This window comes from Pseudomonas sp. RA_35y_Pfl2_P32 (assembly GCF_963970735.1).
In the GTDB taxonomy this organism is placed as follows: Bacteria; Pseudomonadota; Gammaproteobacteria; order Pseudomonadales; family Pseudomonadaceae; genus Aquipseudomonas.
Genome location: NZ_CAXAQF010000022.1, coordinates 87,743 through 111,092 on the forward strand (window position 1 = coordinate 87,743; position 23,350 = coordinate 111,092).

Annotated in this window: 23 protein-coding genes; 12 read left to right on the forward strand and 11 right to left on the reverse strand. The window is 62.7% G+C overall.

Annotation, left to right across the window (positions count from 1 at the left end; translation table 11 throughout):
• Positions 1 to 59: 59 nt before the first annotated feature.
• Positions 60 to 2,186 carry a DNA helicase RecQ gene (gene recQ / locus AACY45_RS21625; RefSeq protein WP_339547301.1) on the forward strand — a complete coding sequence of 709 codons (2,127 nt, stop codon included), beginning with the start codon at positions 60 to 62 and terminating at the stop codon, positions 2,184 to 2,186.
• A gap of 118 nt (positions 2,187 to 2,304) precedes the next feature.
• Complete coding sequence (locus tag AACY45_RS21630; protein WP_339547302.1) at positions 2,305 to 2,739, forward strand: MarR family transcriptional regulator; 435 nt, start codon at positions 2,305 to 2,307, stop codon at positions 2,737 to 2,739.
• A gap of 18 nt (positions 2,740 to 2,757) precedes the next feature.
• Here the strand turns inward: AACY45_RS21630 and AACY45_RS21635 are convergent, their stop codons facing one another.
• On the reverse strand, positions 2,758 to 4,947 hold the full coding sequence (locus tag AACY45_RS21635; protein WP_339547303.1) for a patatin-like phospholipase family protein: 2,190 nt from the start codon (positions 4,945 to 4,947) through the stop codon (positions 2,758 to 2,760).
• Positions 4,948 to 5,017: 70 nt separating this feature from the next.
• On the opposite strand from AACY45_RS21635, the gene AACY45_RS21640 reads away from it, so the two are divergent.
• Positions 5,018 to 5,302: a SelT/SelW/SelH family protein gene (locus tag AACY45_RS21640; protein ID WP_339547304.1), complete on the forward strand. Its 285-nt coding sequence runs from the start codon at positions 5,018 to 5,020 to the stop codon at positions 5,300 to 5,302.
• Between the two features lie 9 nt (positions 5,303 to 5,311).
• Here the strand turns inward: AACY45_RS21640 and AACY45_RS21645 are convergent, their stop codons facing one another.
• On the reverse strand, positions 5,312 to 6,205 hold the full coding sequence (locus AACY45_RS21645) for a DMT family transporter (RefSeq protein WP_339547305.1): 894 nt from the start codon (positions 6,203 to 6,205) through the stop codon (positions 5,312 to 5,314).
• 92 nt (positions 6,206 to 6,297) lie between these two features.
• Positions 6,298 to 7,056, reverse strand: a complete 759-nt coding sequence (locus AACY45_RS21650) for an AraC family transcriptional regulator (protein ID WP_339547306.1) — start codon at positions 7,054 to 7,056, stop codon at positions 6,298 to 6,300.
• 134 nt (positions 7,057 to 7,190) lie between these two features.
• Here AACY45_RS21650 and AACY45_RS21655 point away from each other — a divergent pair, with 134 nt between their 5' ends.
• The gene (locus AACY45_RS21655) at positions 7,191 to 8,006 is read left to right on the forward strand and encodes a UDP-2,3-diacylglucosamine diphosphatase (protein ID WP_339547307.1); all 816 of its coding nucleotides are present in this window, start codon (positions 7,191 to 7,193) and stop codon (positions 8,004 to 8,006) included.
• A gap of 35 nt (positions 8,007 to 8,041) precedes the next feature.
• Here the strand turns inward: AACY45_RS21655 and AACY45_RS21660 are convergent, their stop codons facing one another.
• On the reverse strand, positions 8,042 to 8,617 hold the full coding sequence (locus AACY45_RS21660) for an HD domain-containing protein (RefSeq protein WP_159994332.1): 576 nt from the start codon (positions 8,615 to 8,617) through the stop codon (positions 8,042 to 8,044).
• Between the two features lie 98 nt (positions 8,618 to 8,715).
• On the reverse strand, positions 8,716 to 9,027 hold the full coding sequence (locus AACY45_RS21665; RefSeq protein WP_339547308.1) for a DUF962 domain-containing protein: 312 nt from the start codon (positions 9,025 to 9,027) through the stop codon (positions 8,716 to 8,718).
• Between the two features lie 161 nt (positions 9,028 to 9,188).
• Between AACY45_RS21665 and AACY45_RS21670 the strand changes: the two genes are divergently transcribed.
• Positions 9,189 to 10,250 carry an AraC family transcriptional regulator gene (locus AACY45_RS21670; RefSeq protein WP_339547309.1) on the forward strand — a complete coding sequence of 354 codons (1,062 nt, stop codon included), beginning with the start codon at positions 9,189 to 9,191 and terminating at the stop codon, positions 10,248 to 10,250.
• Here AACY45_RS21670 and AACY45_RS21675 read toward each other — a convergent pair.
• Positions 10,207 to 11,661: a TrkH family potassium uptake protein gene (locus AACY45_RS21675; RefSeq protein ID WP_339547310.1), complete on the reverse strand. Its 1,455-nt coding sequence runs from the start codon at positions 11,659 to 11,661 to the stop codon at positions 10,207 to 10,209. The genes AACY45_RS21670 and AACY45_RS21675 overlap by 44 nt on opposite strands.
• A gap of 119 nt (positions 11,662 to 11,780) precedes the next feature.
• On the opposite strand from AACY45_RS21675, the gene AACY45_RS21680 reads away from it, so the two are divergent.
• Complete coding sequence (locus AACY45_RS21680; RefSeq protein ID WP_339547311.1) at positions 11,781 to 12,347, forward strand: NAD(P)H nitroreductase; 567 nt, start codon at positions 11,781 to 11,783, stop codon at positions 12,345 to 12,347.
• A 15-nt stretch (positions 12,348 to 12,362) separates the two neighbouring features.
• On the opposite strand, the gene AACY45_RS21685 is transcribed toward AACY45_RS21680, so the two are convergent.
• The 5 genes from AACY45_RS21685 to AACY45_RS21705 form a co-directional block, all read right to left on the reverse strand.
• The gene (locus tag AACY45_RS21685) at positions 12,363 to 13,700 is read right to left on the reverse strand and encodes a sensor histidine kinase (protein ID WP_339547312.1); all 1,338 of its coding nucleotides are present in this window, start codon (positions 13,698 to 13,700) and stop codon (positions 12,363 to 12,365) included.
• Between the two features lie 68 nt (positions 13,701 to 13,768).
• Positions 13,769 to 14,212, reverse strand: a complete 444-nt coding sequence (locus AACY45_RS21690; RefSeq protein WP_339547313.1) for a Spy/CpxP family protein refolding chaperone — start codon at positions 14,210 to 14,212, stop codon at positions 13,769 to 13,771.
• A gap of 141 nt (positions 14,213 to 14,353) precedes the next feature.
• Entirely contained in the window at positions 14,354 to 15,031 is a 678-nt protein-coding gene (locus AACY45_RS21695; RefSeq protein WP_339547314.1) for a response regulator transcription factor, read from the reverse strand.
• A 220-nt stretch (positions 15,032 to 15,251) separates the two neighbouring features.
• Positions 15,252 to 15,551 (reverse strand): YciI family protein, encoded by a 300-nt coding sequence (locus tag AACY45_RS21700; protein WP_339547315.1) that lies wholly within the window; start codon positions 15,549 to 15,551, stop codon positions 15,252 to 15,254.
• A 1-nt stretch (position 15,552) separates the two neighbouring features.
• The gene (locus AACY45_RS21705) at positions 15,553 to 16,149 is read right to left on the reverse strand and encodes a septation protein A (protein ID WP_339547316.1); all 597 of its coding nucleotides are present in this window, start codon (positions 16,147 to 16,149) and stop codon (positions 15,553 to 15,555) included.
• An 86-nt stretch (positions 16,150 to 16,235) separates the two neighbouring features.
• On the opposite strand from AACY45_RS21705, the gene AACY45_RS21710 reads away from it, so the two are divergent.
• The 6 genes from AACY45_RS21710 (at position 16,236) to AACY45_RS21735 (ending at position 23,180) form a co-directional block, all read left to right on the forward strand.
• Positions 16,236 to 17,099, forward strand: a complete 864-nt coding sequence (locus AACY45_RS21710) for a PHP domain-containing protein (RefSeq protein WP_339547317.1) — start codon at positions 16,236 to 16,238, stop codon at positions 17,097 to 17,099.
• A 13-nt stretch (positions 17,100 to 17,112) separates the two neighbouring features.
• Positions 17,113 to 17,742 carry an L-threonylcarbamoyladenylate synthase gene (locus AACY45_RS21715; RefSeq protein WP_339547318.1) on the forward strand — a complete coding sequence of 210 codons (630 nt, stop codon included), beginning with the start codon at positions 17,113 to 17,115 and terminating at the stop codon, positions 17,740 to 17,742.
• A gap of 60 nt (positions 17,743 to 17,802) precedes the next feature.
• Positions 17,803 to 18,561 carry a segregation and condensation protein A gene (locus AACY45_RS21720; protein WP_339547323.1) on the forward strand — a complete coding sequence of 253 codons (759 nt, stop codon included), beginning with the start codon at positions 17,803 to 17,805 and terminating at the stop codon, positions 18,559 to 18,561.
• 12 nt (positions 18,562 to 18,573) lie between these two features.
• The gene (gene scpB, locus AACY45_RS21725; RefSeq protein WP_339547319.1) at positions 18,574 to 19,515 is read left to right on the forward strand and encodes an SMC-Scp complex subunit ScpB; all 942 of its coding nucleotides are present in this window, start codon (positions 18,574 to 18,576) and stop codon (positions 19,513 to 19,515) included.
• Between the two features lie 168 nt (positions 19,516 to 19,683).
• A complete protein-coding gene (rluB, locus tag AACY45_RS21730) occupies positions 19,684 to 20,919 on the forward strand; it encodes a 23S rRNA pseudouridine(2605) synthase RluB (protein ID WP_339547320.1) in 1,236 nt (411 codons plus the stop codon).
• 839 nt (positions 20,920 to 21,758) lie between these two features.
• Entirely contained in the window at positions 21,759 to 23,180 is a 1,422-nt protein-coding gene (locus AACY45_RS21735) for an amino acid permease (protein WP_339547321.1), read from the forward strand.
• Positions 23,181 to 23,350 lie beyond the last annotated feature (170 nt).

Below are 23,350 nucleotides of genomic sequence, written 5' to 3' on the forward strand. Positions count from 1 at the left end.
GACTCGGTGTTTTGATCCAGCCTGCATCCAGGGATATTCAGCACCCAACGGAGTTCTCCATGCTCGATCAGGCTCAACGCGTCCTCAAGGACATCTTTGGCTACGACAGTTTCCGTGGCCGTCAGGGTGCCATTATTGAGCGCGTGGCCAGCGGCGGCGACGCCTTGGTCCTGATGCCTACCGGCGGCGGCAAGTCCTTGTGTTTCCAGGTTCCGGCCCTGTTGCGCGAAGGGTTGGCGGTGGTGGTTTCGCCGCTGATCGCCTTGATGGACGACCAGGTCGCTACCCTGGAGGAACTGGGGGTGGCCGCGGCGTCACTCAATTCCACTTTGAGCGCCGAGCAGCAGCGTGACCTGGCGGCGCGGATCAAGCGTGGCGAAGTGAAGATGCTGTACCTGGCGCCCGAACGCCTGGTCCAGCCGCGCATGCTGGCCTTCCTGCAGAGCCTGGAAATTGCCCTGTTCGCCATCGACGAAGCCCACTGTGTGTCGCAATGGGGCCACGACTTCCGCCGCGAGTACCTGCAACTGGGCCAGTTGGCGGAACTGTTCCCCAACGTCCCGCGTATCGCCCTGACCGCCACCGCCGACAAGCGCACCCGTGAAGAAATCGTCGAGCGCTTGCATCTGCAGGACGCCGAACGATTCCTGTCGAGCTTCGACCGGCCGAACATCTTCTACCGCATCGTCCCCAAGGAGCAGCCGCGCAAGCAATTGCTGGCGTTCCTCGCCGAGCGCCGTAGCGATGCCGGCATCGTCTACTGCCTGTCGCGCAAGAAAGTCGACGAAGTGGCAGTGTTTCTCAGTGAACAGGGCTTCCCGGCGCTGCCGTACCACGCCGGTCTGCCCAACGAAACCCGAGCCCACAACCAGAAACGCTTCCTCAACGAGGAAGGCCTGATCATGGTCGCGACCGTGGCGTTCGGCATGGGCATCGACAAGCCCAACGTGCGATTCGTCGCGCACTTGGACTTGCCCAAGTCCCTGGAGGCCTACTACCAGGAAACCGGTCGTGGCGGTCGTGATGGTTTGCCGGCAGACGCCTGGATGGCCTACGGCCTGCAGGACGTGGTGATGCTCAAGCAAATGCTGCAAAACTCCGAGGGCGACGAGCGTCACAAGCGCCTGGAGCAGCACAAGCTCGATGCCATGCTGTCGCTGTGTGAAGAGACCCGTTGCCGCCGGCAGACCCTGCTGGCCTACTTCGACGAAGACATGCCGCAACCCTGCGGTCATTGCGACAACTGCGTCGACGGCGTGCAAACCTGGGACGCCACCGAACCGGCTCGCCAGGCGCTGTCAGCCATCTACCGCACCGGCCAGCGTTATGGCGTCGGCCATCTGGTGGAAGTGCTGCTGGGCAAGGACAACGAGAAGGTCCGCGCTGCCGGGCATCAACACCTGTCGGTGTTCGGCGTCGGCAAGGGGCGGGCGGAAGGCGAGTGGCGTTCACTGTTCCGCCAACTGGTGGCCCGTGGCCTGGCCGACATCGACCTCGATGGCTACGGTGGCCTGCGCCTGAGCGACAGTTGCCGACCGCTGCTCAAGGGCGAAGTGACCCTGGAACTGCGCCGCGACCTGAAACCGCAAACCACCGCCAAGAGCAGCACCAGCCAGGCCAGCCAACTGGTCCGTGGCGAAGAGCGTGAACAGTGGGAAGCCTTGCGCGCCCTGCGGCGCAAACTCGCCGAAGAGCATGGCGTGCCGCCCTACGTCATCTTCCCCGACTCGACTCTGCTGGAAATGCTCCGCAGCCAGCCCGGCACCCTGGCGCAAATGGCCCGGGTCAGCGGGGTCGGCGCCCGCAAACTGGAGCGCTATGGCGAGGCGTTCCTCGAAGTGCTGGGCGGCCAGGCCGAGGCGCCGAAAGTGGTGGCCGACCTGCGTCACGAGCTGATCACCCTGGCCCGCGCGGGCATGACCCCGCTGCAGATTGCCGGCCAACTGCAATGCTCGGAGAAAAACGTCTATACCCTGCTGGCGGAAGCCATTGGCAAACAGCAGTTGTCCCTGGAGCAGGCACTGGATCTACCGGAAGATCTGTTGGGCGAAGTCCAGGATGCGTTCCTCGACGGCGAAGGCGAATTGCCGTCGGTGGCAGAGATCGCACCGTTGTTTGCCGGTCGTGTTCCCGAGGGTGTCCTGTACTGCGTCCGTGCGGCCTTGCAGTCGGAATTCGAGATCTGAGCGGCACTTCGCAAGATGTAACGATTCAGTACAGAGTCACCCTTGCTTCGTATCAAGGGTCATGCTTAGCTGACTAATAATTAGTTTCACTCTATTTCAGTCTAATCATGAGTTCTTTATGTCGTTAACCGAACAACACCGTTTTGGCATGCAGTTGGCGCAAATGTCTCGTGGCTGGCGCGCCGAACTGGATCGTCGCCTCGCCGGACTCGGTCTATCCCAGGCGCGCTGGTTGGTGCTGTTGCACCTGGCTCGTTTCGAAGAAGCACCGACCCAACGGGAATTGGCGCAAAGCGTGGGTGTTGAAGGTCCTACCCTGGCCCGACTGCTTGACAGCCTGGAAAGCCAGGGCTTGGTGCAGCGCCAGGCGGTGGTAGAAGACCGTCGGGCGAAAAAAATCGTCCTGTGTGACACGGCCCGCCCGTTGATCGAACAAATCGAAACCATCGCCAACGCACTGCGCCAGGAACTGTTCGAGGGCGTGGACGAAGCCGATCTGGCATTGTGCATGCGTGTCCACGGGCACATCCTGGCAAACTTGGAAAAACCCTGAGGCGCGGGGCTCCCGTACCTAGAAGGTCTGCCCCAGGTTCATGTAGATCGCCTGTTCGTCATCGTCGTTGAACCCGTAGCTGAAGTTCAGCGGCCCCAGTGGCGTATCAAACCCCAGGAATATGCTGACGGCGTTGATGTAGCCGCTGTCGAACTCGTTGTCGTTGTTCCACGCCCGGCCGCGTTCCAGCGAGCCGCCGGCGTACAGCGGGAAGTCCAGTGGCAGGTAGGCGCGCGGGGTCAGGCGCCGGTAATAGACAGCCCGGGCCAGGCTGACGTTCTGGCCGGAGATCGCATCCTGGCGAAAGCCCGAGAGCTGTCGCGCACCCCCCAGCAGGAAGCTGGAGGTCACCACATTGGCCTGGTCCAGGGTGCGGCCGTAGCGACCGCCGAGGATGTAGGTGTCGGGACCGAAGCTCAAGGCTTTGTCCAGTTTGAACTCCCACTGGCGATAGCGCTGGTCCGAACCCAGTTCCGGCTCGAACTCACGGAACGACAGGCCGATGTCTTCACCCGCGTGGGGGAAGTAGACGTTATCCAGCGAGTCGAACGAGTACTTGAGCTCATAAAACCCTTCATTGAAGCTTTCGCTGGGCAAGTCCTGGTCGCCGATGCGCACGTCTGCCTTGCCCCAGGCTTCGCCAACCCCCAGGCGGATCTCGCCACTGTTGCCGATCTGCCGCCCCACGTTCAGGCCAAAGCCGTAGCGCTCCAGGCGGTACTCGGCCACCGGGTCGTTGTCGAGGATGGCATCGACGTTCTGCGATTCGATCGCCGCATATGGCGCAATGAAGTAGCGCGAACCCACATCCAGAGGCTGGTAGAACTCGCTGTACAACTCCTGCTGGTCGCCGATCTGGACCCGGGTCAGCCACTCGGCGCCGAGGCGGTTGATGCCGTTCATGCGGTAACTGGCGCCGATGTTGAAGGCGCTGTCGCCTTCCATGTCGTCGGACAGGTTCAACCCCAGGCGCAGGTAATCGGTGCCGGTGCGCTTGCCCCGCGCGCGGATCACCAGGGTGTTGTTCGCACCCTTGTGGACCACCCGGTACTGCACCTGCTCGAAGTAGTCCAGGCCGTACAGGGTGCCCATGTCGGCCTGCAGCCGGCCCATGTCCAGCGGTTCGCCGATGTGCTGGCGGATGTAGTAGCGGATCACGTCGTCACCGACTTTCGAATCGTTCTCGACCTTGATCGCGGTGATGATCGGGGTGCGCTGGCCGGGCGCGCGGGCGGCCGTCAGTTCGGCATCCACGGGCTCGGCGGGGCGCAGACGGGCCAGGCGGGCATCAAGGATGCGCGTGGCGCGGTAACCGGCGTCGATCATTTCCTGGGCCTTGCCGAAGTCGGTCACGCCGAAGCTGGCCAGGGCCGGCTGGACCAGCACGTCATCGGGGTGCAGGGTCGCCAGTTGTTCTTCGGAGTTGCTGCGGGTCATCAGGGTGATCGACTGGTTCAACACATCGACCACGCTCGCCAGCTGTTTGCGGGTGCGCAGGGGCGTGCCGATGTCGACCACGATGGCGATATCCACGCCCATCTCGCGGGCCACGTCCAGCGGGATGTTGTCGGTCATGCCGCCGTCCACCAGCAGGCGGCCGTCGAGTTCGACCGGGGCGAACACCGCCGGGATCGACATGCTGGCGCGGATCACCTGGGGCAGGTGGCCCTTGCGAAATACCACCTTTTCGCCATTGGCGATGTCGGTGGCCACGGCGCGGAACGGGATCGGTAGCTTGTCGAAGTCACGGGTATCACTGGCGTGGGCCAACAGGCTTTCCAGCAGCAATGCCAGGTTCTGTCCCTGGATCACCCCCAGAGGCAAGCCGAGGCTGCCGTCGTCGCGAAAACTCAGTTTCTGTTTGACCAGGAAATCGCGGTCGTCCTGTTTGCGCCGAAACGGTACGTCCGCCCGCGGCGGGGCGTCCGACAGTGCCTGTTGCCAGTCGATGCCCAGGGCCAGTTTTTCCAGCTCGTCGACTTTGTACCCCGAGGCGTACAGCCCGCCAATCACCGCACCCATGCTGGTACCGGCGATGGCATCGATCTGGATGCCTTGTTCTTCCAGTGCCTTGAGCACACCAATGTGCGCCAGCCCGCGGGCAGCGCCGCCGGACAGTACCAGGCCGATTTTCGGTCGTGGGGTTTCCGCCGCCACGACACACAAGGGCAGTAAACACAGGAGCAGGCAGGAGAGCAGGCGGCGCATCGGGTATCTCGGCTGAGCGGTAAAGGCGGCTATTATAGCGACGCCATCGAACCCAGGAGTCTCGCACACCATGTCTGCCCGTAAACCGGAAGTGGTCATCACCTATTGCACGCAATGCCAATGGCTGCTGCGCGCCGCCTGGCTGGCCCAGGAACTGCTCAGCACCTTCAGTGACGACCTGGGCAAAGTATCGTTGGTGCCCGGCACCGGCGGGGTGTTTCAGATCACCTGTGACGACGTGCAGATCTGGGAACGCAAGGCTGACGGTGGTTTCCCCGAAGCCAAGGCGCTCAAGCAGCGGCTGCGCGACCAGATCGATCCGCAGCGCGACCTGGGTCACAACGACCGCAGTTGAGTGCGCCCCTCACTGGGCACTCACCGCCTGGCGGGGCTTGGGCTCGGGGCTGCGGCTGCTCAGGAGGCTGGAGGCGACTATGGCGATAATGATCAGCGCCCCTCCCAACAGCATGTGCAAGCTGGGGTTTTCGTTGAACAGCAGCCAGGCCACGCTGATCCCGTAGACCGGCTCCAGGGTAAACACCACCGCGGCTGTGCGCGCCTTGATCACCACCAGGCTGGCGACGAACAGGCTATGGGCCAGGCCGGTGCAGAACACGCCGAGCAGGCCGATCCACAGCCAGTCGAGGGCGCGCACCTCACTCAGTCCTGGCGCGGCCACCGGCAATAGGCACAACGCGACCACCACGTTCTGGCACAGGGCCGCCTGCACTGGCGGGATGCGCCCGGCGCTGGCGCGGTTGGTCAGCGACAGCAAGGAGAACAGCAGGCCGGACGCCATGGACCAGAGCAGGCCGCTGGTGGCTTGGCTGGCCAGGTCGAAATCCGGGGTCACCAACACCAGGCCGATGCTCACCAGCAGCACCAGGAGGATTTCGTTGATCCGAATCCGCTCGCGGAAAACCAGCCCTTCGAGGATCACGGTGAACGCCGGAAAGCTGGCAAAACCCAGGGTGGCGATCGCCACGCCAGCGACCTTGACCGCAATGAAGAAACTCACCCAGTGCCCGGCCAGCAACAAGCCGCTGAGCAAGAGGCGGCGCAGATCCCGGGCTTGCAGCTGGCGCCAACCGGTGCTGCTGGCGAACCGGGCGAAAAACGCCAGGGCGAGCACGGCAAAGGTCGCGCGGCCGAAGACGATGATAGCGGGGGAGGCGGCGGCGAGTTTGCCGAGCACACCGGTCAGGCCAAACATCAGTGCACCGATGTGCAGGGCGCCAAGGGCGGAACGGGGAGTCATTTCAATCCTTAAACAGAAGAACGCAGTCGCACTATTGAAGCGCGTCAGGCACGGAGCTGTCTGTCGCCAGACTCGCGTTTTCTAGCGCCAGCCTAGCGTTCGTTTATCGTGCGTCGCAGCGCGCCGGGGGAGGCGCCGAATTCGCGCAGCACCGCAGCGGCGAACGCGCTTTGCGAGGCATAGCCGACCCGACAGGCCACTTCACCGATGGGCAGAGCGGTTTCGCGCAGCAACTTGACCGCGATATGCAGGCGCCGGCTGCGGATGTAGTCCATCGGGGTCTGCCCGCACTCGGCGACGAACCGGGCATGCAGGCGGGCACTGGACAATCCCGCGACACGGGCCAGGTCAGCGACTTGCAGCGGGTAGGCGGCGTACTGGTCGATGTGCGCATTGAGGGCGGCGTAGGGCAAGCGTTTGCCGGCGGTCTGGTGTGGCGCGGCGTTGTTGAGGCTGGCCAACAGCAAGACCGCACCTTGCTGGGCAATCAATGGGTCCTGCACCGGACTGCTGGCCAGCCAGCTCACCAGTTGACTCTGTCCGGCATCGAGTGGCAGCCGGCCCGGGGTGTCGAGCAGGCGCCGGCTGGCCTCGGCGTGTTCGCCCAGCGATTGCGCCAGCCATTGCTCGCTCGGCACATCGAGCACCAGGCAGCGGCTGCCTTTCGGGCTGCCGCAGGCATGGTGGGCGCCCTGGGGGATCACCACAAAACTCTGCTGCACCACTTGGCTGCCCTGGCCGCCGACCTCGAAATCCAGCGCTCCCGACAGGCCGAACACCAGTTGTGCGTGGTCGTGGCTGTGGACGATCAGGTCGTGGCTGTAGTGGCGTAGCGTGAGGATCGGTCTCATCGCGGTCTCCTGGGCAGGACCGCAGTTTACACCGGCTGGGCCCTGATCCGGGCTGTCATCGGATTGCCGTATTTTTGTCATGGGCCATTAATCGCTACGGCGCAAGCTTACGAAAACTCTCGCAGAGGTTGCTCATGACCCGTGCCGAACTCGCCAGGCCCAGCCGTAAACAACGCGTGCGCACCTTATGGATCTCCGATGTGCACCTGGGCACCCGGGATTGTCAGGCCGAGCATCTGTCGCAGTTTCTCAAGGGCTATCACGCCGACAAGGTGTACCTGGTCGGTGACATCATCGATGGCTGGAAGCTGCGCAGCGGCATGTACTGGCCCCAGGCACACACCAACGTGATCCGCCGCCTGCTGACCATGAGCAAGCGGGGTACCGAGGTGATCTATGTCACCGGCAACCACGACGAATTCCTGCGGCGCTACTCCCGGCTGATCCTGGGCAATATCCAACTGGTGGACGAGGCGATTCACGTCACGGCCGATGGGCGGCACTTGCTGGTGATCCACGGCGATCAGTTCGACGTCATCACCCGTTACCACCGCTGGCTGGCGTTCCTCGGGGACTGGGCCTACGAACTTACCCTGACCCTCAACCGTTGGCTCAATCACTGGCGTGCCCGGTATGGCTACGGCTACTGGTCGTTGTCGGCGTACCTCAAGCACAAGGTCAAGACGGCGGTCAGCTTCATCAGCGATTTTGAACAGGCCATCGCCCACGAGTGCGTCAAGCGCGGGTTGCACGGGGTGGTGTGCGGGCACATCCACCACGCCGAAATCCGCAAGGTGGGCGAGGTGGATTACCTCAACTGCGGTGATTGGGTGGAGTCCTGCACCGCGCTGATCGAACACTGGGACGGCACGATCGAACTGTACCGCCTGGCCGACGCCCAGGCGCGCGAGGCACAACTCAATGCCGTGAAGGTCGCGGAGCCGGCCTGATCCTGAACGGTTACCCATACCGCCAGGCTCGTCGTCTACACCATCGCCGCGCTGTAGATGGAGTTTTTCGGCCGTGCGAACAGGCGCTCCATCATCGGTTCGAAGAAGCTCAGGGGCAGGGTGTCATAGCTGGGATCAAACGCCGCGGCGTCGTACTTGGCGCAGAACTCGATGGTCTGGCGGTACTGGGGGTGCTCGCTGAACTGCTCGCGCAGGTGCCGGTCCATGCCCAGGTGATGGAAGAAGTAATAGCCCTGGAAGATCCCGTGCTGTTCCACCATCCACAGGTTTTCGGCACTGACAAACGGCTTGAGGATGGCCGCGGCAATGTCCGGGTGGTTATAGCTGCCGAGGGTGTCGCCAATGTCGTGCAGCAGCGCGCACAGCACGTACTCCTCGTCCCGCCCGTCACGCCAGGCCCGGCTGGCGGTTTGCAGGGAATGGGTCAAGCGGTCCACGGGAAAACCGCCAAAATCACCCTCGAGTAACTTCAGGTGCGCCACGATCCGGCCTGGCAACTGCTTGGCGTAGGCGCTGAAGTCGGCCGCGATGATGCTCCAATCCTCCTGCGTGCCGTCTTTCATGTGGGTGAAACGGGCGTGGGCATTCATCGGCTATCCTCTTGTTCTCTTGGCGGGATGAGTCTGAGTGTAAGGCCTGGCTGTGGGCGCACAGTGGCCGCGCAGGACGGCTTGATGGCCCGGTGAGCCTAGAATGGCACCTTGCCGACGATCATGTCGCGGTACATGACAAAATCACCGAGCAGGCTGTAGAGCGGGTGCTGGAAGGTCGCCGGACGGTTCTTTTCAAAGAAGAAATGCCCCACCCAGGCGAAGCTGTAACCGGCCAGTGGCAAGGCCAGCAGTAACAGCAAAGCGCCCTTGGCGATGGCCAGGGCGAAGATGAAGATCACCAGCGTGGTCCCGATAAAGTGCAGTCGTCGGCAAGTGCTGTTGCTGTGCTCGTCGAGGTAGTAGGGGTAAAACTCGGCGAAGCTATTGAATCGTCTGATGTTTTCCACGACTGCAATCTCTGTGAGGGACTGTTTGGCTAAGCGGATGTTCAACGGGCAGCTTATTTGAGTCTAGAGTGATCATTGGCGACGGCCAGTGACAATAGGCGCCACTTTAGTATCCTTGGGAAATCGGCCGTGAAACGCGACTTATCAAGTAAGAAAACGCCATGAGCGAACGAACGACTTCTGCAAGCTGGGCGATGGGGATTGTCAAGGCGCTGGAAATGGATGGCCTGGATTGCCGGGCGCTGTTCCAGCAGTTGGGGCTGGATTTTGCGGCGCTGGAAGATCCCGATGCACGTTTTCCACAGGACTCCATGACCCGGCTCTGGCAGCTGGCGGTCGAGCTGTCCGGCAATCCGGCGATTGGCCTGAACATGGGCAAGGTGGTGCGCCCGGCGTCTTTTCATGTCGCCGGCTATGCATTGATGTCCAGCCAGACCCTGGCAGAAGGTTTTCAGCGCCTGGTGCGTTATCAGCGGATCATTGCCGAAAGCGCCGACCTGAGCTTTCGCCTGTTACCCGAAGGTTACGCACTGATTCTGACGGTGCATGGCGACCATCTGCCACCGACCCGACAAAGCGCCGAAGCCTCCCTGGCCTGTGCCCTGGCCCTATGCGGCTGGTTGACCGGACGCATCCTGCAACCGCGCAAGGTGTTGTTTCAGGGTGCTCTGCCACTCAACCTTGCGCCTTACAAGGAAGCCTTCCACGCCCCTCTGGAATTTGATGCGCCCTACGATGCGTTGATCTTCGAACGGGCAGACATGGAGGCGCCGCTGCCCACCGCCAACGAGGCCATGGCGTTGCTGCATGACCGGTTTGCCGGCGAATACCTGGCGCGCTTTTCCGAAAGTCGGGTGACCCACATGGCCCGGCAGGTGCTCTGCCGGCTGCTGCCCCAGGGCGAACCCAAGCGCGACACCGTGGCGCAAACCCTGCATCTGTCCCAGCGCACCTTGCAGCGGCGCCTGCAGGAAGAGGGCACGAGCTTCCAGACGCTGCTCGACGACACCCGCCGCGAACTGGCCGAGCAGTACCTGGCGCAACCGAGCATGACCTTGCTGGAAATTGCCTACCTGCTGGGGTTCGCCGATCCGAGTAACTTCTTCCGCGCCTTCCGTCGCTGGTTCGACAGCACACCCGGTGAGTACCGGTTGCGCCTGGTCGACTCGCCGAAAGCCGTCAGTGACGCCAGAACGCCGGAATACACAACACAAACACGGTGATGATCTCCAGCCGTCCGAGCAGCATGCCCACCGAGAGAATCCACTTGGCGGCGTCGGGCAGGGTGGCGAAGTTGCCGGCCGGGCCAATGGTTTCACCCAGTCCAGGGCCCACCCCGGAAACGGTGCTGGCGGCGCCGGTCAGGGCGGTCATCCAGTCCACGCCGAGCAGCGACAGCAGCAGGGCGATGACGCAGATGGTGATCGCGAAAAAGAACGAGAAGGTCAGGATCGAGCGCACGATCTCTTCGTCAAGGCGGTGGCCGTTGTACTTCTGTTTGATCACCGCGCGTGGGTGAATCAATTGGTTAAGGTTGGCCTTGAGCAGGATGTAGGCGACCTGGAAGCGGAAGATCTTGATCCCGCCAGCGGTTGAACCCGAGCAACCGCCGACAAAGCCCAGGTAGAAGAACAGCATCAGCGAGAAGTTGCCCCACAGGCTGTAGTCCCCCAGTGCAAAGCCGGTGGTGGTGATCACGGACGTGACGTTCAGCGCCACGTGACGCAAGGCCTCCAGCCAATGCAGGTTGGTGGTCCACCAGTACCAGGTCCCCAGTACCAGCCAGGTGACCAGCAGCATGCCCAGCAAGCCCTGGACCTGTTGGTCCTTGATCAGCGCCCGGCGATTGCCGCGCAAGGTCGCCACATACAGGGTGAACGGCAGGCTGCCGAGAATCATGATCACCACCGCGACCCAGTGCACCGCCGGTGCGGTCCATTTCGCCAGGGACTGGTCGGAGGTGGAGAAACCGCCGGTGGAAATCGCCGACATCGCGTGGTTGATGGCATCGAACGGCGTCATGCCAGCCCACCAGAACGCCAGGCTGCCGAGGATGGTGATGCCGACATAGGCGGCAACGATCAGGCGAGCCACCATGTGCGAGCGCGGCATGACCTTTTCCGAGCGGTCCGAGGATTCGGTCTGGAACAGCCGCATGCCACCAATGCGCAGCAGCGGCAGAATCGCCACCGCCATGCCGATAAAGCCGATCCCGCCCAGCCAGTGCAACAGCGAGCGCCACATCAGGATGCCCGGAGACATGGTGTCCAGGCCGCTGAGCACGGTGGCGCCGGTGGCGGTGATGCCCGACATGCTTTCGAAAAACGAGTCGGTGTAGCTGATGTGCTGGGTCAACAGGAACGGCAGCGCCGCAAAGATGCACACCACCACCCAGCTGGAGACGGTCAGCAGGTACATGTCGCGCGGGCGCAGGTGCACATGCTCGGGGCGTCCGGGGATGACCAGGGCCAGGCCGGCGAGAAAAGTGATCATGCTCGACCAGAGAAACGAGGGCAGGTCGCCGGTGCGTTCGTAAATCACCAGGGTCGCCATCGGCACAACCATGCTGATAGACAGAGTGATCAGGAAGATGCCGATGATGAAACCAATGATCCGTAAGGTCGGCAACGCCATGAAGTCCGCTCGGCTGATGTGGGGAGGGCGCCATTCTACCTGCGGGGCGGGGCATGTAAACCGGCATCCGGTGGGCAGTTACCGCTAGAATAGCCAAACTTTTTTTCAGGAGGTGGCCGATGCAGGCTCTCGACGCTTTGCTCAACCGTGTTTCCGTTCCGCGTTTGCTTGACCCGGCACCGACTGCCGAACAACGCGACGTGCTGTTTGGCGCCGCCATGCGCGCACCGGATCACGGGCATCTGCAGCCGTGGCGTTTCTTGACGGTCGAAGGTCAGGCGCGGGAGCAATTGGGCGAGGTCCTGGCCCAGGCCGCACTGTTGCAGGATGCCGAGGCCCCGCAGGCGGTGGTGGACAAGGCCCGCAACGGGCCGCTGCGAGCGCCGCTGGTGGTGGTGGTGATCGCGCGCTTGCAGGATCACGTCAAGTACCCGAAATCCGAACAATTGCTGGCCGCGGGCTGCGCGGCCCACGGGATTTTGCTGGCAGCTTATGCCCAGGGCATCGGCGCGGTATGGCGCACCGGCGAGCTGGCGTATTCGGCCCACGTGGCCAAGGGCCTGGGTCTGGCGGACGGGGAGGAAGTGATTGCCTTCCTGTACCTGGGCACTCCGCAGAAAGAACCGCGGATTGCCGAGAAGGTGGACCTGACGCAGTTTGTCAGCGCCTGGTCGGCCCAGGGCTGAGTAACGCCCCCTGGCTCAAGTGATTGCTCCGGGCTCCAGTGGCAGCTCCAGGCTGGCGATGAACCCTCCCTCCGGGTGATTGGCCAGGGTCAGGCTGCCGCCGTGGCGCTCGGCGGCGCGGCGGGCGATGGCCAGGCCCAGGCCGTGGCCGGGGGCGCTCTGGCCGGGGGCGCGGTAGAAGGGCTCGCCCAACTGCACCAGATGCTCGGCGTCGACCCCGGGACCGTGGTCGCGCACGCTGAGCACGATGCGCTCACCCTGGTGTCGGGCCAGGACTTCGATCGGTCGCCCGCTCGGGTTGAAGCGCTGGGCATTACGCAACAGGTTGTCCAGGGCCCGCTCAATCATGGTCGGCCAGCCCTTGAGCTGTAGGTGCGGTTCGGCTTCGACACGGATCTGCTGGTCCGGCGAGGCGAGCTGGGCATCGCGCTGCACGCTGCCCAGCAGCAGGTTGAGGTCCACGGCCTCGGCGCTGGCGTTATCGGCATCAACCCGCGCCAATACCAGGATTTCACTGATCAAGGCCTCCAGGCGGTCGCATTCGCGAGTCAGGCGGGGCCAGAGTTTTTCCCGTTCTTCAGGGCTCGCCCGTTCGGCCAGGGCCAGGGCAATGCGCAAGCGCGCCAGGGGTGAGCGCAGTTCGTGGGACACATCGCGCAGCAATTGCCGCTGGCTGCCGATCAGGCTCTGCAGGCGTGCGCCCATGCGGTTGAAGTCATTGGCCAATACGCCGAACTCGTCGCGCCGGTTGGCCAGGCGCGCCAGGCTGTTCTGCTGGTAGGTGGTCTGGCCCAGGTCATGTACCGCGCCGCGCAGGCGGCTCAGGGGGCGGGTGATGGACAGCGTCACCAGCAGGCTGAACAGGGTTAGCACCACCAGCGCGATACCCAGCGCGCTCAAGGGCCACAGCAGGCTTTCGCGGTGCCAGGCATCGAGTTCCGGGTGGGGGATGCGGTAGATCAGCAGGTAGGTTTCGCCGGTTTTCGGGCTGGTGTACTCGTCGGTCAGGCGCCGCCACGGCAGGTGCCGATCGTTATTGTCACTCTGCCGGGCCTCGAAGGCCGCCGCGCGGCGCGGGAAGGTGCCACGCACCACCGGGTCACCGCTTTCGTTGAGCACCTGGACGTCGACGTGATAGCGCCGTTTACGTTTTTCCAGCAGCGTTTGTGCGGCGTCCTCGCCATTTTCCTCGTACAGCTGAGTCCACTGTTGCGCCAGGGTATTGAGGCCGGGATGCCGACTGAGAATCCAGGCGTCCTGGTTCAGCATGTGCCCGAGCAGTATCGACAGCCCTGCGACGAGGGCGATGGCCAGCCAGAAACTGGCGAGAATGCGCCAGAACAATGAACGCACGGGAAACCCTCAAACAAGGAAAGCCCAATGGCGGGGAGCCATTGGGCTGGGGGAGGAGCGCTAGAGCATTATTGCGCTTTTTGCGGTTGTTTCGCTTTCCATTCCTGGAACTGGGCCCATTCGGCCTTGCGTTCGGCCTGCTTTTTCTGGAAGGCGTCGAATTTCTGCTGCTGGTCAGGCTTGAGCAGCGCACGAACTTCGTCTTCGGCCTTCTGGTGCCGGGCGGCCATTTCGTCTTTCATGGCTTTCTGGTCGGCTGGCGACAGTTTTTCCAGGTACTTGTCGACGAGCTGCTTACGCTCGTGCATCTGCTCGCCCATGATCTTGCGGATCTGCTCGCGTTGTTCGCGGCTCAGGTCCAGCTGGCTGTACGGGCCTTTGCCGTGACCGTGCATCTGACCGCCGTGGCGTGGGCTGTCCATCGGGCCCATCGGCCCCTGGCCTTCTGGCATGGCCATGGCAACGGTGGGCAGGGCGGCAGCGAACAGCAGAGCGATTAGAGTCTTGCGCATGGTGTATCTCCTTGTCTCGTTCCCGGTGTGTTCCGGATGAGTGCAGATTACGCAGATCAAGGTCAGCGGCGGTCAGCGAAGCGTAAAGCTTGGGTAAAGACGGCCGTGCGCGCTCCTGACATTGGCGCCGGCCTTGAGTACTCAGAGGCTGTAGTAGTAACCGCGGCTGCGCAGGGCCACGATGCGCGGCCGGCCGTCGGGGTGGGGGCCGATCTTCTTGCGCAGGTTGCTGACGTGCATGTCCAGGCTACGGTCGTAGAGGGTGAGCTTGCGGCCCAGGGCGATCTGCGCCAGTTCCTGCTTGTCCAGCGGTTCGCCAGGTTGCTTGAGCAGGGCTTCGAGCAAGCGGCTTTCGGAGACGGTCAGGGTGTATTCCTGCTGGTCGATGCTGACCACGCCCCGCGCCGGGCTGAAGCACAGGTCGCCGAGTTCGACCTGGCTGGACACCGCCGTCGGGTGACTGCGGCGCAGCACGGCGCGCAGGCGGGCGGTCAATTCCCGGGGATCGCAGGGCTTGGCCAGGTAATCGTCGGCCCCCAGTTCCAGGCCGAGGATCCGGTCCAGCGGCTCGCCACGGGCCGAGAGCATGAGCACCGGCAGCTCGGGGTGGTCGTTGCGCAGTTGCTTGAGCAGCTCCAGGCCACTGCCGTCGGGTAGCATCACGTCCAGCACCACGGCCGCCGGCGCGGACTCGGCCAGGGCGCGGCGTGCGCTCAGGCCGTCGTGGCACGCGCGTACGACAAAGCCTTCCTGGCTCAGCCAACTAGCGAGGAGCTCACACAGCTCCTGGTCATCATCAATCAGTAACAGCTCGCTCATGACTCACTCAATTTAGCCATTGTCGATGTGGGGGGGCCATTCCTGGCAACGATATCGCAATGCAGGGCTGGGCGCGCGACTGGCATGCCACGACGAACCCGTGCGGCTGAGGGGTCAGCAGGGCAGGGGTTGGTGAAAAACCTGAGGCGGGTGGGTTGGAACAATCATTGCGAGCACTATGGAGTGCGCGATGAACACAAGGTTCACCGCGCCGCGAGGCTCAAGGCAGGACTTGCTTGAACGGCTTGACCAGGACGCTGGCGTAGACACCGGCCTCGATATACGGATCGGCATCGGCCCAGGCCTGGGCGGCTTTGAGGGAGGCAAATTCAGCGACGATCAGGCTGCCGGTGAAACCTGCGGCGCCTGGGTCATTGCTGTCCACTGCCGGGTGCGGACCGGCCAGGACCACGCGGCCTTCAGCCTTGAGCTGTTGCAGGCGCTCAAGGTGCGCAGGGCGGGCGGCCAGGCGCGCTTCCAGGGAGTTGGCGACGTCTGTGGCAATAATTGCGTAAAGCATGTCAGTCCTCGGTTTTTGGCGTAGTGGGGTCGGCGTCGTGCAGGTGGCGGGACAGGTAGATACCCTGGGCCACCAGGAACAGCAGGGTCATGCCCAGGCTGCCGAAGACCTTGAAGTCGACCCAGATGCTCTGGAAGGTAAACGCGACGAATAGGTTGGCGGCCCCGCAGAACAGGAAGAAACCAATCCAGGCGATGTTCAGGCGGGTCCATACCGCATCCGGCAGGGTCAGCGCGTGGCCCATGATGCGCTTGATCAGCAGTTGCTCGCCGATGAAGTGACTGCCGATAAACCCCAGGGCAAACAGCCAGTTGACCACCGGCGCCTTCCACTTGAGGAAGGTTTCGCTGTGGAAGGCCAGGGTCAGGCTACCGAACACCAGGCAGGCGACGAGGGTCAGCCATTGGCTTTTTTCCAGTTTGCGCTGGGTAATGAATAAGGTGCCATACACCACCAGGGAACTGACGATCAGCATCGCGGTGGCGCTGTAAATACCGCCTACAGTCAATGGATAGCCGGCGATGTCGACGACCTGGGGGTCGATTTTGAAGACGATGAAAAACAGCAGGAGCGGGATGAAGTCGATGAATTGTTTCACAGTGGCAGCCAGAAGCAGGATGTGGCGGCATAATAACAAACATATTGGGTCGCGATAGCGCCAGCTGATTTGAGGTTACACATCCTGTGAATGTTGATTTGCACTGCCATAGCACGGCCTCCGATGGCGCCCTGGCGCCTGCGGTACTGGTGGCGCGGGCGTTCGAGAAAGGCGTGCGAGTCCTGGCCCTGACCGACCACGACACCCTTGAAGGCCTCGACGAGGCCCGCGCCGCTGCGCAGGCATTGGGTATGCAACTGGTCAACGGTGTCGAGTTGTCCTGCACCTGGGGGGGCGCCACCATCCATGTGCTGGGCTACGGCTTCGACGTCAATGCCCCGGCACTGGTCGAGGCCATCGCCCGGTTGCGTGATGGGCGCTGGCTGCGCTCGGAAGAAATCAGCCGCAAGCTGGAGCTCAAGGGCATGCCCGGGGCGCTGGAAGGCGCGCGGGCCATCCAACAGGAACTCGGCGACAGCGGCAATGCCCCGGCCCGCCCGCATTTCGCCGATTATCTGGTGCGCGCCGGCTACGTCAAGGACCGTGCCGAAGCGTTCCGCAAATGGCTGGGCGCCGGCAAGCTGGGGGACGTCAAGCAACACTGGCCGACCCTCGAGGAAACCGTCGGCACCCTGCGCGCCGCCGGCGCCTGGGTCAGCCTGGCCCATCCGTGGCACTACGATTTCACCCGCAGCAAACGCCGACGCCTGATTGGCGACTATATTCAAGCAGGTGGTCACGCGATCGAAGTGGTCAACGGGCATCAACCGGCCGAGCAGGTCGGTAGCCTGGCCATTCTGGCGCGTGAGTTCGGTCTGCTGGTCAGTGCCGGCAGTGATTTCCATGGCCCCGGAGGCTGGTCCGAGATCGGCGAGTACCGCCCGCTCCCGGAGGATCTGCCACCGCTTTGGTGTCGATTCAAACATGACCCAATTATTGCCGCCGTCTGAACAGGTAGAAAATGTGAGTCAATTTTTCCAGATTCATCCGGAAAACCCGCAAGCGCGCCTGATTAAACAGGCTGTCGAAATCATCCGCGCCGGCGGGGTGGTGATCTATCCCACCGACTCGTCCTACGCCATTGGCTGCCAGATCGGTGACAAGAACGCCGTAGAACGCGTGCGGCGCCTGCGCCAACTGGACGACAAGCACAACTTTGCGCTGATCTGCAGCGACCTGTCGCAGTTGGGGGTGTTTGCCAAGATTGACACCGGCACCTTCCGCATCCTCAAGGCCCACCTGCCGGGCCCGTACACCTTCATTCTCAACGCCACCCGCGAGGTGCCGCGCCTGTTGCTGCACCCGAAAAAACGCACCATCGGCCTGCGGGTGCCGAGTCATCCGATTGCCCTGGCCTTGCTCGAACAGCTGGGCGAGCCGCTGATGAGCGTGACCCTGATCATGCCCGGCGACAGCGATCCCTTGACCGATCCCTACGAAATGCGCCAGTTGCTCGAGCATCAGGTCGACCTGATCATCGACGGCGGCTTTGGCGGTATCAAGGCCTCCACGGTGATCAACCTGGCCGATGGCGAGCCAGAAGTGATCCGCGTCGGCTGCGGTGACCCAGCCCCGTTCATGGCCGAGGCCTGAATGTCGGTGGTGGAAACCGTCGACAGCCAGGCGGGCGCGCAGCAGGAACTGCCGTTTGCCATGGTCTACGGCCAGGCGGTCATGGAAATGCCGCAGGACCTGTACATTCCTCCGGACGCCCTTGAGGTTTTCCTCGAGGCCTTCGAAGGTCCGCTCGACCTGTTGCTGTACCTGATCCGCAAACAGAACATCAACATCCTCGACATCCCGGTGGCGGAAATTACCCGTCAGTACATGGGCTACGTCGAGTTGATGCAGTCGGTGCGCCTGGAGCTGGCCGCCGAGTACCTGGTGATGGCGGCGATGCTGGCCGAGATCAAGTCGCGCATGCTGCTCCCGCGTTCGGCAGAGGTCGAAGCGGAAGAAGACGACCCGCGCGCCGAACTGATCCGCCGCCTGCAGGAGTACGAGCGCTTCAAGGCGGCGGCCGAAGGCATCGATGGCCTGAGTCGGGTCGGCCGCGACGTGGTGGTGCCCAAGCTGGACGCCCCCGAGGCGCGGGCGCGCAAACTGTTGCCGGAGGTCCGGCTCAGTGAGTTGCTGCTGTCCATGGCCGAGGTGCTGCGCCGTGGCGACATGTTTGAAAGCCATCAGGTCAGTCGCGAGGCCTTGTCGACCCGCGAGCGCATGAGTGATGTGCTGGAGCGGCTCAAGGGCGGCGGGTTTGTGCCCTTTGTCGAGCTGTTCACTGCCGAAGAAGGGCGCCTGGGTGTGGTCGTGACCTTTATGGCGATCCTCGAACTGGTCAAGGAATCCCTGGTCGAGCTGGTGCAGAATGAGCCCTATGCGGCTATCCATGTGCGGGCGCGAGCCGATTAACGAGCAAAATCCATGAATCTGAGTGAACCCCGCGAGCTGGCGCCACTGCTTGAAGCCTTTCTGTTGGCCTCGGGAAAACCGCAATCGATGGAGCGCCTGTTCGAGCTCTTCGAGGAAGGCGAGCGCCCGGAACCGCCGGTCTTCAAGAAGGCCCTGGCGATCCTGGGCAAGTCCTGTGAAGGCCGGGCCTTTGAGTTGAAGGAAGTCGCCTCGGGCTACCGCCTGCAAATTCGCGAAAAGTTCTCACCCTGGGTCGGGCGCCTCTGGGAGGAACGCCCGCAGCGCTACTCGCGGGCCATGCTGGAGACCATGGCACTGATTGCCTATCGCCAGCCGATCACCCGTGGCGAGATCGAGGATGTGCGGGGGGTGGCGGTCAACAGCAACATCGTCAAGACCCTGCTGGAGCGCGAGTGGATCAGGATCGTCGGCTACCGCGAGGTCCCCGGGCGACCGGCGATGTTTGCCACCACCAAGGCCTTTCTCGACCACTTCAACCTGCAGAACCTCGACGACCTGCCGCCCCTGGCCGAGCTACGCGAACTGGAGCCCGAGCCTATGCTCGAGTTCGACGACGCCCCGGTTCCGCCCAGCCTGCAGGCGCTGGCCGACGCCAGTGCCGAGCCGGAAGAACCGAAGGACGAAACCAGTTTCCATAGTCTGTTGCTGGAGCTGGACTCGATGGAGGAGGGAATCAAGACCGACTTCGACGACCTGCTGCGCGATGGCGAGCCCGGCGAGGGGCCGGTGACGGGCGAGGTCGCGCCTGCCGTTGAGGTAGAACCCGAGTCCGAGCCTGAGCCCGACATCCTCGGTGTCGCCGAGGCCCGGGAAAAACTCCTGGCCGCGGTTGCCGCCCTGGAGCCGCCGAAGCCCGAATTGAGCGACGAGGAAGCCGAAGCCCTGGCGCTGGCCCAAGCCATCGAGGCCGAACGCCGGCAGTTTGACGACTGACACCGATCAGCGGAAAAAACCGATAGTCGACCGTTTATCAGCTAGTCTCTGATGCGCGAGCCGCGTCATGAGCGTATGATTCGCGACCCTTTGGCGATCCCTTCGCCAGACGACCCGCTTTTACGACTTCAGGCCACGCCTGAACAGACCACACCGGGAGGTGCCCAGATGAGTATCAACGACCAGAAAGACGACCAGGAAATCGGCCCAGCAGGCGAAAAACTGCAGAAAGTCCTCGCCCGTATCGGCGTCGGCTCGCGCCGTGACGTAGAGGCCTGGATCAGCCACGGCCGAATCAAGGTCAATGGCAAAGACGCCACGCTCGGTCAGCGTGTCGACATGCACGACGCCATCACCATCGATGGCAAGGTGATCAAGCGTGAAGAAGCGGCCGAATCGGTCCGCCGCGTGATCATGTACAACAAACCCGACGGCGAAATCTGCACCCGTGTCGATCCGGAAGGCCGCCCAACCGTGTTCGACAAGATGCCGCGTCCCAAAGAAGGGCGCTGGATCAACATCGGCCGCTTGGACATCAACACCACTGGCTTGCTGATGTTCACCACCGACGGTGAGCTGGCCAACCGCCTGATGCACCCTTCCTACGAAATGGACCGTGAGTACGCGGTACGTGTGCGTGGCGAAGTCGACGACGAGATGATCGAGCGCCTCAAGGCGGGCGTGGTCCTGGAAGACGGCCCGGCCAAGTTCACCGACATCAAGCAGGCGCCAGGTGGCGAAGGTTTCAACCACTGGTACCACTGCGTGGTGATGGAAGGTCGCAACCGCGAAGTGCGTCGCCTGTGGGAATCCCAGGGCCTGGTGGTCAGCCGTCTGAAGCGCGTGCGTTTTGGTCCGGTGTTCCTCAACTCCGACTTGCCGATGGGCCGCTGGCGCGAAATGAGCCAGTACGAAGTCGACATCCTGAGTGCTGAAGTCGGCCTGACCCCAGTGGCCATGCCGCAGATGAATGCCAAGAGCAAAGACAAACTCGATCGTATGCAGCGTAAATCGTCGCGTCCGATGGGCAAGACCGAACGTGTGCGCACCTTGCGTCCAGCCGCCGGCGCCCCGGCGGCCGCTCCGCGTCCAGCACGTGAGCCGCATATCGAAGGCGAGCGTCCGAGCCGCAAGCCGGCAGCGCGTCAGGATGGTGAGCGCGGTCCGCGTTCGCCACGTCCGGCCAATGGTCGCACAGAGCGCGGTGAAGGCCGTGGCGCTCCGGCAGGTCGTGGTACGCCAGTGGCAGACCGTCCGGCCGACACCAACCGCCCGGCCAAGCCTGCGCCGAAAAAGCGCCCAGGCATTGTCCTGGTCGACCGTGACGCGCCATCGGGCAAGCGTCGCGGCGCCCCGGCCGGTTCCGGCCAGCGTCCTGGCTTTGGCCGTCGCAAGCCGGAGTGAGTTTGAGGCAGCGGTAAGCTTCAAGCGGTAAGTTGCAAGTGAAAGCGCCAACCTCAGGGTTGGCGCTTTTTTTTGCCTGCTTGAAACTGCTGTGCTGTGGGAGCGAGCTTGCTCGCGATGCTCTTCAATGCGCCACGCTGATTCAGGCAGCGCGCGCCCGGTTTGCTCCCACAGTCGAGCGTCCCGGCTGGAAAATCGGCGTTACGGCATGTAACGAAAACCTGACGAAAACCCCGGATCGCCCCTGTGGAATCGTCGTACTTGCCAAGCTGTAAGGAAAATTTTCCGTCCGCACTCGCCACAACCACCCTCCAAGGCTCTGGCCCGCTTGTTTCACAGGTCATTGCGCGGTGTCATGCGCCCCATGCCTGTCGTGCAGGTGCATAACAAGAAGGAGGCGCAATGTACGCCGTGAGTCATTTTCATCTCTCTTCGAGGGGCGATTTTTCCGTCACCCCCGCCACGGACCCGCAAAGGTCTGAACCTATTTTTGCAGTCGCCCGCGACCTTCGAGGCGGACACAGGCAATCCCGGCCAATGACACGCTGATCCAGCGAGGTCTGGCAGCAGGGGGTTAGCGGTGTACAATGCGCCGCGTTTTACCTGTGACCCTCTGCGTAATCACGCAATTCTCAAGGCTACCCGCCTTGTTCACTCCGCCGCGTCACGAGCGTGTCGGGTTCGATTTCGTCACAGATAAAAACAAACAGGTGACGCATGACCGTTGTAAATACGCTGAACTCCTGGTGCTTGCGCTGGGGTTTGATCGGCGCTGCCGGATCCTGATCCGGACGGCAACGTCTTAACGAACATCATCAAACCTTGCGTGAGACCCTTTCATGAGTGGACAAACCTCGCATTCAGGCGAGCTGAAACGCGGCCTGAAAAATCGCCATATTCAACTGATCGCCCTCGGTGGCGCGATTGGTACCGGATTGTTCCTGGGCTCTGCCGGCGTACTGAAGTCGGCCGGCCCGTCGATGATCCTCGGCTACGCCATCTGCGGCTTCATCGCCTTCATGATCATGCGCCAACTGGGCGAGATGATCGTCGAAGAGCCGGTGGCCGGCTCCTTCAGCCACTTCGCGCACAAATACTGGGGTGGGTTCGCCGGCTTCCTGTCGGGCTGGAACTGCTGGATCCTGTACATCCTGGTGGGTATGTCGGAGCTGACCGCGGTCGGTAAATACGTGCACTACTGGTGGCCTGAGATCCCGACCTGGGCCTCGGCGGCGGTGTTCTTCCTGATGATCAACGCGATCAACCTGGCCAACGTCAAAGTCTTTGGCGAGGCCGAGTTCTGGTTCGCGATCATCAAGGTGGTGGCGATTGTCGGCATGATTGCCCTGGGCAGCTACCTGCTGGTCAGCGGCAACGGCGGCCCGCAAGCCTCGGTAAGCAACCTGTGGGAACACGGTGGCTTCTTCCCCAATGGCGTCAGTGGCCTGGTCATGGCGATGGCGATCATCATGTTCTCCTTTGGCGGCCTGGAAATGCTCGGCTTCACCGCCGCAGAAGCCGACCAGCCAAAAACCGTGATCCCCAAGGCCATCAACCAGGTGATCTACCGGATCCTGATTTTCTACATCGGCGCCCTGGTGATCCTGTTGTCGTTGACCCCATGGGACAGCCTGCTGAGCACCCTGAACGCCTCGGGCGACTCCTACAGCGGTAGCCCGTTCGTCCAGGTGTTCTCGATGCTGGGCAGCAACACCGCCGCGCACATCCTCAACTTCGTGGTCCTGACCGCGGCCTTGTCGGTGTACAACAGCGGGACCTACTGCAACAGCCGCATGCTGCTGGGCATGGCCGAGCAGGGCGATGCGCCCAAAGGCCTGGCCAAGATCGACAAGCGCGGCGTGCCGGTACGCTCGATCCTCGCCTCGGCCGCGGTGACCCTGGTGGCGGTACTGCTCAACTACCTGATCCCGCAACATGCGCTGGAACTGCTGATGTCGCTGGTGGTTGCCACGCTGGTGATCAACTGGGCGATGATCAGCTTCTCCCACTTCAAGTTCCGCCAGCACATGAACCGCACCCGGCAGAGGCCGCTGTTCAAGGCCTTGTGGTACCCGTACGGTAACTACGTTTGCCTGGCGTTCGTGGTGTTTATCCTCGGCATCATGTTGATGATCCCGGGCATTCAGATCTCGGTGTACGCGATTCCGGTATGGCTCCTGTTCATGTGGGTCTGCTATGGCATCAAGAACAAGCGCAGTGCGCAACAGGCGTCGCATGGGGTTGCTCCTGTTGTGAAGTAAACATATCTGGCTTCAACGACCAACCCGGCCATGTGCCGGGTTTGTTGTTTTTGTGGTTCATACACTAAATTCAGAAGCGCCCTACAACCGAAGTTTTTCTTTTTGTCTTAGCCTGCCACTCCGAACACAAAGGAGTGGGACGTATGGCCAGTCACAGCTACATGAGTATT